Annotated in this window: 10 protein-coding genes and 2 pseudogenes; 9 read left to right on the top strand and 3 right to left on the bottom strand. The window is 63.8% G+C overall.

The genetic code is table 11. The annotated features are described in order from the left end of the window. The first annotated feature begins 412 nt into the window (after window positions 1–412). Both QM841_RS31670 and QM841_RS31665 read left to right on the top strand, forming a co-directional pair. Window positions 413–1,333, top strand: a complete 921-nt coding sequence (locus QM841_RS31670; protein WP_283335024.1) for a LysR family transcriptional regulator — start codon at window positions 413–415, stop codon at window positions 1,331–1,333. 179 nt (window positions 1,334–1,512) lie between these two features. Beyond that, window positions 1,513–1,680: pseudogene (locus QM841_RS31665) on the top strand (ABC transporter ATP-binding protein); the annotation flags it as partial. Window positions 1,681–1,685: 5 nt separating this feature from the next. Here the strand turns inward: QM841_RS31665 and QM841_RS31660 are convergent. After that, complete coding sequence (locus QM841_RS31660) at window positions 1,686–2,927, bottom strand: UPF0158 family protein (protein WP_283335023.1); 1,242 nt, start codon at window positions 2,925–2,927, stop codon at window positions 1,686–1,688. A 224-nt stretch (window positions 2,928–3,151) separates the two neighbouring features. Here QM841_RS31660 and QM841_RS31655 point away from each other — a divergent pair, with 224 nt between their 5' ends. From QM841_RS31655 to QM841_RS31635, 5 genes and pseudogenes are all read left to right on the top strand, one after another. Beyond that, entirely contained in the window at window positions 3,152–3,466 is a 315-nt protein-coding gene (locus QM841_RS31655; protein ID WP_283335022.1) for a hypothetical protein, read from the top strand. A 73-nt stretch (window positions 3,467–3,539) separates the two neighbouring features. Next, complete coding sequence (locus QM841_RS31650; RefSeq protein WP_283335021.1) at window positions 3,540–4,397, top strand: response regulator transcription factor; 858 nt, start codon at window positions 3,540–3,542, stop codon at window positions 4,395–4,397. Between the two features lie 106 nt (window positions 4,398–4,503). Continuing rightward, complete coding sequence (locus QM841_RS31645; protein WP_164061463.1) at window positions 4,504–5,775, top strand: ATP-grasp domain-containing protein; 1,272 nt, start codon at window positions 4,504–4,506, stop codon at window positions 5,773–5,775. Between the two features lie 35 nt (window positions 5,776–5,810). After that, window positions 5,811–7,826, top strand: coding sequence for a hypothetical protein (locus tag QM841_RS31640; RefSeq protein ID WP_283335020.1), 2,016 nt, complete (start codon window positions 5,811–5,813; stop codon window positions 7,824–7,826). Window positions 7,827–7,977: 151 nt separating this feature from the next. Further along, window positions 7,978–8,151, top strand: a pseudogene (locus QM841_RS31635) (YidH family protein); the annotation flags it as partial. Between the two features lie 121 nt (window positions 8,152–8,272). Here the strand turns inward: QM841_RS31635 and QM841_RS31630 are convergent. Then, window positions 8,273–8,806 carry a hypothetical protein gene (locus QM841_RS31630; protein ID WP_283335019.1) on the bottom strand — a complete coding sequence of 178 codons (534 nt, stop codon included), beginning with the start codon at window positions 8,804–8,806 and terminating at the stop codon, window positions 8,273–8,275. A gap of 193 nt (window positions 8,807–8,999) precedes the next feature. Between QM841_RS31630 and QM841_RS31625 the strand changes: the two genes are divergently transcribed. Next, window positions 9,000–9,626, top strand: a complete 627-nt coding sequence (locus QM841_RS31625) for a MerR family transcriptional regulator (protein WP_283335018.1) — start codon at window positions 9,000–9,002, stop codon at window positions 9,624–9,626. Next, window positions 9,627–10,271 (top strand): RES family NAD+ phosphorylase, encoded by a 645-nt coding sequence (locus tag QM841_RS31620; protein WP_283335017.1) that lies wholly within the window; start codon window positions 9,627–9,629, stop codon window positions 10,269–10,271. It begins immediately after the preceding gene. A gap of 392 nt (window positions 10,272–10,663) precedes the next feature. Here QM841_RS31620 and QM841_RS31615 read toward each other — a convergent pair whose 3' ends face one another. After that, on the bottom strand, window positions 10,664–12,307 hold the full coding sequence (locus tag QM841_RS31615) for a carboxylesterase/lipase family protein (protein WP_283335016.1): 1,644 nt from the start codon (window positions 12,305–12,307) through the stop codon (window positions 10,664–10,666). Window positions 12,308–12,535 lie beyond the last annotated feature (228 nt).

The following is a 12,535-nucleotide window of genomic DNA, read 5'->3' as shown; positions in this document are numbered from 1 at the left end:
GCGGGGCGGATCGAACGGCGCCTGGTCGGCGGCCGGTCGCGACGGACAGACGTGAATATGGGGCGGAGTCACGCGATGTAGATCGGGAGTTGTCACTCCCGCAGGCGCTGTACGCGGTGCACGACGCCGCTCGAGGTGACTGTCGACGGCGTCGGCCGCCCACCCCGCACCGGGTTGCAGTACCTCATCGATGCCGGCCGACGGGAGCCGCAGTGAGCGCACTGGGCGACCGACGGGATCGACAGGGCGATTCGGTGCCGTGATCCCGGGTGGTGAGGGAGTTGCGATCGTCTGCATGTCACATCCTTCGCTTGATCATTACCCAGATCACACTATGAGCGGGTTATGTTTATGACAATGTCGTATTTCTACGGCGGGGTTTAGCAGGATTAAAGGCTTGTGAGAGGTATCGATGCGCAACTCGTTCGATGTGGTGACACTGTTCCTGCTCCTCGACATCGCCGAGGCCGGATCCCTCACCGGCGGCGCCGAACGCGCCAACGTCACGCCATCCGCCGCGTCGCAACGCATCGCCAGGTTGGAACAGGAGATCCGGCAGCCGGTACTGACCCGCCTGCCTCGCGGCGTCCGGTTGACGGAGGCCGGTGAAATTCTCGTCACGCGTGCGCGGCTGTTCCGTCAGGAAATGCGCGCTGCCCGTGGTGACTTGGAAGCTCTGCTGGGGCTCGAGCGCGGCACCGTCCGACTCGGCTCCTTCCCGACCGTCAGCGCCTCACTACTCTCGGACGCGCTGAAGGACTATCACGCCCACTGGCCCGGCATCGACGTGCGGGTCCAATCCGCGGTCCGCCCGCGACTGCTGGAAATGCTCCATTCGAGCGAGGTCGAAATGGCGTTGCTCTGGAGTTACGACTGGACCGAGGAGACCGAGAAATCCCTGGCCCTCATACCGCTGATGGAGGACGAAACGGTCCTGCTCGTCCCTCTCGACGGGCCATACATCGACAATGTCGCGGTGGCATCGCTGCGATCGGCGAAGTGGATCATCCGCAACGCAGACCACCCCGCCGCCGAAGTGCTCTACCGTAGCTGCGAGACGGCAGGGTTCACCCCGAACGTCGTCTACGAGGCCCATGACTACCAAGAGATCGAAGCGATGGTCGCCGCGGGGGTGGGCATCGCCATGGTTCCGCGTCTGGCCGTCGCACACCATCGCCCGGACGTCCGCGCTGTGCGGTTTCTTCCCACCGACCGGGTTCCGACACGATCGATTTACATCGCTTCGCTTGCGCGTCGGCAGTACACCCCGAGCATGCATGCCGTCTCCCGGGCGCTGCACGACGCCGCCGACACCATCACCGCGCGACGCTGACTTTCGTCTCCGCCCTGGAGTGAGGACAGCTATAGATGCAGCATCGACCAGCCGAGCCAGTCCAGCCGGGATCACCAGGACGTCGTCCGCGTTGTATACCTGCGCGCCAGCGCACGAGAATCTGGAGCGAACTCGCCCCTGCCCGAGATCCTACGAGTTCTCGCCCGATCTTGCGGACCGCCGCCGAGATCGACGAGACGATCCTGATCGTCTCGCACAACATCAACCTCGCGCGGACGGTGCCGGACAACATCGGCATGCTGTTCCGTCGTCATCTGGTGATGTTCGGTCCGCGGGAGGTGCTGCTCACCAGTGAGGAGCCGGTGGTCAAGCAGTTCCTGTGTGGTGCCCGTCAGCCCACGCGGATGCCGTTGTCGGCGAGGAACTCGCGGGCACGACCCAGTTGACGGTCGGTGGCGAAGGTGTACCACTGGTCGGTGAGGCTCTCCTGGTGGACGAGGTCGCGGAATAGGCCGAACGCGCCCTTGCCCTCGATCGCCCGCTCCAGCCGCTCCCGTAGCGCCGAATCGTGTTGCCGCTCGGCGAAGGCCGCCATGTCCCGCCAGCCATCCCGCGAGCCGGTGCGGTCGAACCGGAGCCAACGGTCGGGCTCGGTCTCCACGTCGACGGCGGCGTCCTCGCCGACCATCATCGGATCAGTGCTGCTGGCGTCGTACACCTGTCCGGTGCGCAGGTCGAGGTAGCCACCGGTGGACATGCCCAGATCCCCCTCCAATTCGGCACCGAGCATCTCGAGGTCGACTGGCACCACCCGCCCGGCCAGCGGCTCGCCGCGCAGACACGCGAGCAGGTCCTCGGCCAGCACCCCGTCACCCGCGCCGGCGCGCCAGGTCAGCCGGTTGATGACCGACACCGCCACCGGCTCGGCCTGCTCCCGTCGCTGCTTCAGTGCCATCGGTATTCCGGCCCCTACCTGTTGCAGCGCGTCGTCGACGTCATGTCCCCGCACCGCGGCGAGGAACCGGGCGGCATCTGCTGCCGCGATAGCGGCGCGCAGCTCGGACACATCGAGTGCGGGCACCTGGTCCTGTGCGGGCCACGCGTGCAGCAGCATCGGGTGCGGATGGCTCGGTCTGCGCGGTGCTCGGCTCTGCCCGTCGTCGTCGGACCACCGGCGCCCGTACTGATCCGGGATGGCGCCCCACCCCCAGTACGGCAGAGGCTTCCCTGGCGTGATCCCCAGCACTTCCAGGGGGTCGACCTTGTCGCCGCTGATCAGACAGCGGTGGGTCCAGTCATCACCCAGGTCGAAGGTGAACTGGAACTCCGCCCCGGGCTTCAGGAGCCGGGCGACTTTGGCCGACTCGATGTTCACCGCCTCGGTGATGGGCCCGCCGAGCGACTCCACCATCTCGGCCCCAGTCTCCGTGTCGGTGACCATTCGTCCATCGGCAAGGGTGAACATCGACAGGTGCGAGCGGTCCCACCGGGCGAAGGCGTCGTTGATCGCATTCGCGAGATCCAGGAAGGTATGCGACGGTCCGACCGCGAAGACGCGGCCGGGCCATGGCCACAATTCCTCGCCGCGCCCGCCGAGCAGCTCCACCGTCACCGACCACCACGTTCGTGCCATTCCTCGAGGATGCCATGCGGGCCGCGGCGCCGCCTGCTCACAGCCGCAAACCGCGCACAGCGCTTCACCGCTAACGGATCCGCTTACGGAACGAAGGCGGACTGCCGCCAGCATGCTCTGGGACGTCACTTCGTCCCGGTGCGGGTTCCTGCAAACACGTGTGGTGATTCGGCCGCCCGCGGAGACTGGCTGTATGGCAAGCGAATGGCAGGATTCGGAACGACATGCCAGCTGGGTACTGGGTTCGCGACGGAGTCGAGGTGATGCGGAAGACCACGGTGGTCTCACTCGTGCCCGCCCGGTTCGAAGCTTATGGCCGCGTGCTGCACCCGGTGCAGTCGGTCGACGACAGCGGGCATACGCGGTGGCTGCGCTGGTCGGACATCGCCCGTGTCACGGGCGCGATGGCTCATCCTTCGATGGAGCTGGAGACAACGCTCGAATTCGCCCCGAAGGGATACTTCCAGTCGACCCCCATCGTCCCGGAGTGTCGGTCGACGTGTGGCGACGCGGCGATCGTGAACGAGGCGTCCAGCTAGTCGAACAGGCGCTGCAAATCGACCTCAAAGTGAACGACCGGTTCAACGCAAGCCTGTGTCTGCAAGCGCTGGCATGGATCTGGCATCGGAGAAGCTCAGCTGGTCTGTGGGAAGCGCGATTGTCGTACTGCCCAATTTGAGTGAGTACCAGAAAGCCTGTGAAGGCGCGACGCAGCGTGCCTCGAGTACGGAGGCTTATGCATCTGCGCATCGTGACGGCGCGGCGTTAGGTTTCGACGCCGCGGTCGCCTACGCATTGGGTGAGCAACTTCATCCTCCGGAGTCGATCCCTTGCGGTCCCGCCGCACACCTGACAAAGCGTGAGCTGGAGGTTGCTGATCTGATTGCCGAGGGCCTGACGAATAAGGAGATCGCTGCTCGCTTGGAAACTTCCCCTCGCACCGCTCAGGGGCATGTCGAACACCTACTTACGAAGTTGGGATTCACTTCACACGCACAGGTCGCGGCATGGGTCGTCGAAACACGCAGAGAAAATTCTGTGCCCCACGTCGCGGCGTTGGTGGCGGTGATGATGGCCGCTGCCTCCTGCAGGACCGCACCGCAGTACACGGATGCGAACATCGAAACACTGCCCTCGAATGCAGTAGGAACCGTGTCGCTCGGCGACCGCGCGGTCGAAACCTTCCGTGGTCGGACCCTGGTGTTCGTCTTCGACGAGAGCGGAAACGTCCTCGGCCGTTGGAAAACGGACGCATCGGCGGCAACCAGGTGGTGCCTTACACCACAACGTAGTCACCGCCTGCTGCCATGCAGTGACCACACACACCGACACCGCCGCATCGATACCCCTCTCACCGAGCACACCCCGTGCATCGATCTGAAACAACCCAAACGACGTCTCGGCTGGTCAGGCCGGTGTGAGACGGCACTGAACCGGTGTGGGAACGGGCCGAAAACCGCCTGCAGGTAGCCTTCACTGCATGGATGCGGTGAAGATCGACGCAATCGAGCGTTACCGCGCTGTCAACGACGCTGCGGCCACGCCCGAATTTCGTCTGCCCGCTCATGCGTTCCGAATGCCTTTCGAGAGGAGCAGAGAGTTGTCGGTATCGAAGCCCGAATCGAAAACCAGAAACCCGGAGAAAGGGTATGTCGCCCTTCTGGGTTGGAGTTTGAATGCTATCGAAGCTGTTGACCGTTTCGACAGGCGATATCTCGTCGTCGCGCCCGATTGGGCCGAAGATTATTGCAAGGAACACGGAATTCCGTATGTGCCGTGGAATTTCGAGCGATTGAACGATCGTTCCATGGAGATCGCCGAGACGCTGAAGGCGAAAGGTGTCGACGTCGCGATCCCACTGTTCGAGGAGACCGTCGAGTGGGCGGGCGCGATCAACTCCGTTCTTCTCGACAATCCACGACTCTTCGGCCAGTCTCTGCTGCTGCGCGACAAGGCCTTGATGAAACGTCGCGCCCAACTCGGCGGCATCCGCGTGGGAATCTTCGAGGAAGCCCACGAACGCGACGACGTCATCCGATTCCTCAAGCGAGTCAACCAGACATTGCTCAAGTTGGACGGCGACCCGAACGATCCGATCCATCTCAAAGCCTTCGACAAGGCCGGCAGTCTCGGGCACCGGGTGATCCGCACCCCGGATGAGGTCGACACCATCCCGGACGAGGAGTTCCCGGTCTTGATGGAGTCTCATCTGGACGGGTGGGAGTTCGCAGTCGAGGCATGGATTCACAACGGAAAGATCCGCTTCCTCAACATCTCGGAGTACGTGACCCTCGGATACTCCGTGTTCGTCCCGGCCACACCGGAGTTGGAGAAGTACCGTCCGGAGATCACTCGTCAGATCGAGAAACTGATCAAGACCTTCGACATCGAATTCGGGTTCGTTCATCCCGAGTACTTCGTCACCAGCGACGGAGAGATGTACTTCGGAGAGGTCGCGTACCGTCCGCCGGGCTTCAAGGTGTTCGAGTTGCTGGAACGTGCCTACGGGTTCAACGCATATCAGGGCCTGGTGCTGGCATTCGATCCCAAGACGACGGAAGAAGAAATCGAGGACTTCTTCCCGAAGGAAGTGGTGGACGCCAAGGGGCATGCCGGCTGTTTCGGTGTCTATCCACGACGACGCGTCGTCAGCCAACTGTGTATGCCAGAGGAGACCGAGGACCACATCTATTTCGAATCCCACGAGCTCACAGCGCCATTGGAAGAGACGGTCACCAAGCGAACTGCATTCGGCACGCATTGGGGACTCCTCCACTTCTTCGGTGACGATCCCTACGAGATGCGTGATCTACTGAAGAAACAGGAAGAACTCGACTTCTACGTTTGAGTCGAGCAGGTCCGTTCATACGTGAGGATCCCCGGTTGAAATCGACCAGCAGCGATACGAATACCGACAGCACGACGTTGGAGAAACGTCTGGCCGGGCTCGACGATGCCACCCGATCGTTGGCAGTGACCCGCGATTTCGGTAAACACGTCAAGCTACGCCCGGTGCTGGACGCCCTGCGTCTGGTTCTATTGCAGCCGGGGGGCGCCGCAGCGGTGCAGGCCCGCGCGGCGGACCTGGACGAAGCGGGCCTGTTCGTCGGCACCGACTGGGCCGAACCACAGATTCTCATCCCGGCGCTGAGCACCGGAGCATTGAGCAGCGCCAATGCGGACACGGTGGTACTGGAGGCCGTCAACGAATTGCGCCTGCTGGCCGTCGCCAAGGGCGAGTATGCGCACCCGTTGATCTCCGCCGAGCAAGCCAGGCACCATCTTTCGCAAGTCCTGGCCGTCAACATGTCGCTGTTGTTGACGCCCCCCAGCGAAGCGGAGCGTGAACAACAGGGACGCCTGGCGCAGGCGACCCGGGCACTGTTCCGTCATCTGGGACAGGGCGTCGGGTACGACAACATCCTCGAACACCTCGTGGAGGAGATCTGGAGGATCCTGCGGCAGCGGCCAATACAGGTCGATCAGGTCAAGCAGATGATCACACAGATCGCCGTATACAGGAACAGTCCGGACATCGAACCGGGTGCCAGCGGGGTCGGCGCCGATCGTCTGATCAGCAGTCTTTTCGGCACAACGGATGCCTGCCGGGAAGACCCGGGCGTCGATGTCTACCGCAGTCGCCTGGAAGCAATGGACAGCAGCGGCCTCCAGTACGAAGCGGCCGGATTCGCGCGCGCAATGCACGACACCGGACTGGTCTCGCCGTACCACGCCGTACTGCTGCGGTACCTGCTCGAAAAAGGGGAGTACCTGATCGGGGAAGCCCTGGGGCTGTCCAGCACCGGCCGCGACTGCCTGCTCTGCTACCACGACCTGGTGCGCAGCCTCATCGACAATGCGGTCCATATCGAGACCGCCCAATGCATCTACGGTCTCGCGTTGATGCTGGAACGGGGCATTCTCTATCAACCGGCCGTCGCCCCCGCCATGTGGCGCCAACTGGCGCAACCACTGTCGGAGTATTCGCGGCAACGCCTGACCCGGACCTTCGGGCCGACGCTGGACGCTCGGGCTTGGCTGTTGTCCGGAATGCTGTCGATCCTGGGCTTGCCGCTGGGAGTGGGACAAGGCGACAACCCGACGTGCCAGTCGGCGAGGGCGCTGTCTATGTGGGCGTACAACGATCCGGACTACCTGCTCCAAACCCTGGTGTGGGCGGCACGGGACGACGAGATCGTCATGCATTTCGAAGGGCAACCGATTTCGTCTCGCGACAGTGCGTCCGGTGTTGCGACCGTGCTGCCAGTCGACCTCGACCCGGTATCGCTGCTCGTCGTGCCGCACCTCGACCGCATCTACGCGGAGATGGGGAGGCGGTGCGCCGACCGCGAAGGCGACCCGCACCGCTGGGTCAACCCGGAGTTCCACGGCTGGTGGTCGGGCCGCGGGTTCCGTATCAACGTGGACGTGCCAACCGGCAAACTGACCGAACTCGACGAGTTCCTTCGTCATTTTTATGCCAGCTATCACCCCTTCTACAACGGCAACCAACCGCTCATTCACCCCCAACCGGCCGGTATCGCTGTCACCGACAGCGCCGCCCGATTCATCGGCTGGCATGCGATCACCGTGCTGCGGGTCAATTTGGACCCGCAAGAGGTGATGCGCGTTTACTTCTACAACCCCAACAACGACAGCGGACAGGACTGGGGTGACGGCGTCGTCGTGAGCACCGCAGGTCAAGGCGAAAGATTCGGCGAATCTTCGCTACCGTTCGAGCAGTTTGCCTCCCGGCTGTACATATTCCACTTCGATCCACTGGAGCCAGGCGAAGTAGCTGGGGTCACCCGAGGCGAGCTCGATCGCGTGGTGGGGCACATCCACCGCAGTTGGGGTGCGGATCGGCTGCCGGAACTCGAGACACACGCAGACTGTTGACTCGACTTCACGCCGCAATCATGGTGCCGGTCCGGACGATGCCCGGGCGTGCACGGATCAGCCTCTTTGGCGTGCGCTCACCGGCCTGCTGACGCCGTGTCTGTTCTCGAGTTAGGTTCGTGCGGGCAGATGGCGACCCCGAGCCTTCCGCGTGGGTACAGATCCGGATCCACGTTTCACCCTCGCGAACGAGCGGACGTTTCTGGCCTGGAGCCGGACGTCGCTAGGGCTTCTCGCGGCCGCCGTAGGGCTCCAAGCCTTTGGGGCCGAGTTGGTCGGCCCGACGGTCCACACGGTGCTGGTGATCGGAATGCTCGCGGGTTCCGCTGCGCACGGTGACGCATGGTCCGAGCAGGAGGATCGATGTCGCATCTGCTGGCGGTGCGGGGCGGCGGCTCCCACAGTTGGGTGGGCGCCGCCGAGTCCGCCGGCTCGGGCAGGTGAGCTCAACTGCCGAAGAGGGTGCCTAGTTCGCTGAGGTCGGGGACGAGTGCGGCGGCGGGTGGTGCGGGGTCGACGCTGGGCACGGTGACGACGGTCGAGGCTTGTTGCACGGTGTAGGCGGTCATCGGGAACTGGACCAGGTATTGCTCGATGCCGGGGTAGTTGGAGACCCACATGGCGGGGTCGGTTCCTTCGCGTCCGCAGGAGGCGAGGGCGACGTAGGAGCCGTCGGGGACGTCGGTGACCGATTGGGTTGTGGTGCCGGGTGGTATGTCGTCCTGCTGGTATAGGGCCTGCCCGCTGCGCATGATGTCGTCGAGCGGTGGGAGTACGCCGCCGGGTGCGGCGGCAAGGGAGGTGGTGCAGCCGATGGTGGCGCCGGTGTTGTTGGTGATTGTGTTGGTCACGGTCGATCCGGTGACGCTGAAGGCGTAGGTGACGTCGGTCGCTTCGGCCGCTGATGCCGGTGCGGCGGTTGCGATGGCGAGGGGGATGGCCGCGGCGGCGAGGAGTGTGGTGCGGGCGGTCGTGCGCATGTGGTGGTCCTGTTCGTCGGGTGGGTGGTGCTGGGTGCATCGTGCAGGAAAAACCGACTGATTGGCATTGTTTTGGTGACATCGGGTCGACTTCGTACCCGAGGGCTCCGCCGCGGGGCGCGGTAGCGACCCCAACCAGTTCCCGCTATCATGAATTTGTGCCCGTTAATTAATAAAAGTGAGGGTGGGTGTGATGAACGAGCCCGCCGATGCCAGCACTGAAGCCCGCTACCTGCGCGGCGATCTCGGTTTCGAGGATGCGCTGCGGGAGGTGACCGGTACCGACGTCGGACGCCAGTTCTTCGCCCAGATACTGCACAGCCTGTCCGGCCGGAACCCGGCGGCACCGTCGCTGTCCGACCACGACGCGGCCCTGCTCGATCGGGCCGGGTTCGTCGACGACCCGGCCGCGGCGACGGCGGCACGGGTGGACCGCGACATTCGCATGCAGGAACTGGCCCGCAGCTCCCTGTCGATCGCGGAGGCCGCGGACCGTCTCGGGGTGACAGCGGCCCGGATCCGGCAACGCCTCGGCGACGGCACCCTGTGGGCGTTCCAGTCGGGCCGCAACCGGTTGCTGCCGCCCGCCCAGTTCACCGACACCGGCGCGGTGCCGCACCTCGACCAGGTGATGCCGTTGCTGGCGAAAGACCTGCACCCGCTGACCGTGCAGGCATTGCTGACCCGCCCGCAACCGTCCCTGACCGTGGAGGGCCGGCCGGTGTCGATCGTGGCGTGGTTGACCGGCAGCGCCGGAACCGCCGCCGACATCGAACAGGCCCAAGGCGTGATCACCGCCGCCGAATGGGAATCGGCATAGATGGGGTCCATGCTGCCCGCACCGCCGTCCATCGCCGACCTTCGTGATGCGGGCGTGCGCGGCGAGGAAGTGTTCGACTGGGAACCGGCAGAGGTGGTGTGGCGGGTGCATCGCACCACCGGCACCCATGTGCTGCCCTGGAATGGGATGCGTACGTTCGGTCCGATCCTGCGGTTCGACCACCACCCGCTCCCGCGGGCGCAGAGTCCCGGTTACGGCATCTGGTACGGCGCCGTCAGTCCTCGCGGCGGGTTGGCCGAGGCGTTTCAGAGCGCCCGGGTGATCGACCGGCACCGCGGCGACCCGTATCTGACCGGGCTGCGATTCACCCGCCCGCTGAGACTGCTCGATGTGTCCGGCATCGGGGAGGGGGCGTGGGTGACCCGGGTCGGCGGCAACCACGCCCTCGACTCCGCCGCGCACGGCCGAACCCAGCACTGGGCCCGCACCATTCACCGGGCCCATGACGATCTCGATGGGATCGCCTACCGCGGCCGGTTCGCCGGCGGTGTCTGCATCGCGATCACCGAACGCGCCGCCGACGCGTTTCCTGCGCTGCCGGCGTTGTCGCTGCCGTTGTCGCATCCCGGGTTGTCCGGGCCGATCGACAGCGCGGCCTATCAGCTCGGCTACACCATCACCTGACGCTGCGACGCACGTGGGCGAACCGGTTGGGCACGCGGCGCATGTCCCGTGACGGAACGACATCGACTGCAGGACGCGCTTCCGTCGGAGGAGGGAAGTGATCGGTACACGTCCGGTCGGACTGTATGTCGGTGTCCCGTGTCGGTGTCCGCAACTCATCATTCGGATGGTGTATTGACAACCGGAAACCCTGCATCTGAGTCCACTACGGATGATGTGGGTTTCCGCCCCGGCCGCGCACGGTTGTAGCGGCCTCTATGAGGTGGATCCACCCGCCGGTGACCCACGACGACGCTCCCGGTGCTGGCCTGCGTCCTTCCTTGGCAAGACCCGGTACGTGTGAGAACGCTGCGGGCCTCGGCGTGACGGTAACCAGAGTGTTGTTACGAACCTCAGGCGGTGGGAGTGGTGGGGAGCCAGTTGTAGTTCTGCTCGTTCCAGAATCCACACCGGTGGTCCGCTGCGTACTGCTCCGTGCTGACGGTGCGTGTGTTGGGGCCTGAATCCAGAACCATGATTTTGCCCTCACCGATCGCTGACCATTCGGGCTGAGTGGGAGCAGTGGGACTGCCGTGCGCGGCGAATCCTGCCCAATAGGCCATCATCGTTTGCGACAATTGCTGCTGTTCTGGAGTGAACCGCGTCGCCAATTCCCCGCCCCACAGGTACGGCAGCTGGGTGGAATGCGCTGCTCCTACGTTGAAATCGGGGAGTTTGGTTTCGCGTGTGGGCGCGTGCTCGTCGTCGAACCTGTAGAAGAAGACTCGTGGCTGGTGGACAGCCATTTCGTTCGCCAGCGTCAGGTATTGGCATCCTCCGAGCCCGTAGAACACACTGCTGTCATTCCATATCGTACTGAGTGCGTAGGCCGCACCGTACGGACTCGGGAATGACGAGTATGGGTACTGGTCGGCGACAGCGTGTGCAAGTGGTCCGAATTCTTCTTGCAGTTCCTGCTTGTATCGGTCCTCGGTCACGTCTGCGAAAGGGATTGCCCAGCCTCGGGTTTCATCACGTGTCTCTCCGATCATGATGGGGACGTTGTTGAACGAACCAGACTTGATCGCCGCGTCTGGTGCAATCGGAAGTTCGGGGCCCCCAACGATGGGCAGAGGGCCTGTGAGGATTCCCCCGAAATTCGTGCTCGCTGCGAGAAGTTCGTCACCAGATCTGGATCGTAGACACTGGGCCATGTCGCCGGGTTCGGAGCAGCCTGTCGAAACGGCGAACGAGGCGGCGTCGGCCTGGGCTTCTTCAGTTGAGTGGCTGGGGCATCCGCCGCTTTGGATGATCGCGCCCTGGAACAGACCGCTCGCTGTCGGCGACGCGAGTTGGGCGCATACCGAGTGTCCTCCGGCAGATTGGCCCACAATTGTGACTTGACTGGGGTCGCCGCCAAAACCTGCGATGTTCTCTTGAACCCAGTGCAGGGCTGCTTGCTGATCCAGGAGTCCGAAGTTGCCTGCGGTGCCGTCATCGGCCCCAGGTAGCTGGAGGAAGCCGAAGGCGCCGAGTCGGTAGTTGATGGTGACAACGACTGTGTTGAACTTTTCCGCGATTTGTGACCCATCTGACTGGCTTCCCGAACCACTCACGAAGCCACCTCCGTGAATCCAGAACAGGACGGGGAGGGGCCCTCCAGTTCGTTCGGACGGTGTATATACGTTCAGATACAGACAATCTTCGCCATAAGACACATCGTTGCTGCCACTGCTCACCGGTTGATAGCACCTCGGGCCGAATTCCGCTGCTGAACGGATGCCGTCCCACGTCGGCGTCGGTGCGGGTGGCTCCCACCGCAGGGTGCCGACGGGTGGGGCCGCATAAGGCATGCCGAGGAACTGGTCCACCTGTCCAGCTGATATCCCCTCCACGTCACCAGTTTTCGTTGTGACGACCAACGAATGACTGTCCGATTCTGCTTGTGAGCGTGAAGCTGCATGCTCGGGCCCCGCATGTGTGCCGCAACCTGTCAGGGCCGCCGTCAATGCCAGCACGATAGTTGTTTTCGCGAACAGTCGCGTTCTAACGCTCACCCAAATCTCCTTGGATTGTCAGATGATTGCCTGGTCGAACGAAATGAAGGCGCCGATGTCGCCACGGGCGAGTAGGGCGGATTGCTCGGGAATGCTGGTACCGATCTTTTTCACGGCGGCAGGCTCACCCCGAGACTTCGCAGGTACAGGAAGGCTTGGAGCCCTCGCCGCTGGCAGCCAAGTATCTGCAGGTGGAGGCATACGGCGCAACAAGGCCGTCCCGGTAGA

The organism is Rhodococcus sp. IEGM 1307, assembly GCF_030056915.1.
Taxonomy (GTDB): Bacteria; Actinomycetota; Actinomycetes; order Mycobacteriales; family Mycobacteriaceae; genus Rhodococcus_F; species Rhodococcus_F opacus_D.
This window is presented reverse-complemented; position numbering and strand designations above follow the sequence as displayed.

Excerpts from the sequence above, each read along its gene's own strand:
- QM841_RS31670 (WP_283335024.1), top strand. The coding sequence starts at position 413 with ATGCGCAACTCGTTCGATGTGGTGACACTGTTCCTGCTCCTCGACATC.
- QM841_RS31660 (WP_283335023.1), bottom strand. The coding sequence starts at position 2,927 with ATGGCACGAACGTGGTGGTCGGTGACGGTGGAGCTGCTCGGCGGGCGC.
- QM841_RS31655 (WP_283335022.1), top strand. The coding sequence starts at position 3,152 with ATGCCAGCTGGGTACTGGGTTCGCGACGGAGTCGAGGTGATGCGGAAG.
- QM841_RS31650 (WP_283335021.1), top strand. The coding sequence starts at position 3,540 with ATGGATCTGGCATCGGAGAAGCTCAGCTGGTCTGTGGGAAGCGCGATT.
- QM841_RS31645 (WP_164061463.1), top strand. The coding sequence starts at position 4,504 with ATGCCTTTCGAGAGGAGCAGAGAGTTGTCGGTATCGAAGCCCGAATCG.
- QM841_RS31630 (WP_283335019.1), bottom strand. The coding sequence starts at position 8,806 with ATGCGCACGACCGCCCGCACCACACTCCTCGCCGCCGCGGCCATCCCC.
- QM841_RS31625 (WP_283335018.1), top strand. The coding sequence starts at position 9,000 with ATGAACGAGCCCGCCGATGCCAGCACTGAAGCCCGCTACCTGCGCGGC.
- QM841_RS31620 (WP_283335017.1), top strand. The coding sequence starts at position 9,627 with ATGGGGTCCATGCTGCCCGCACCGCCGTCCATCGCCGACCTTCGTGAT.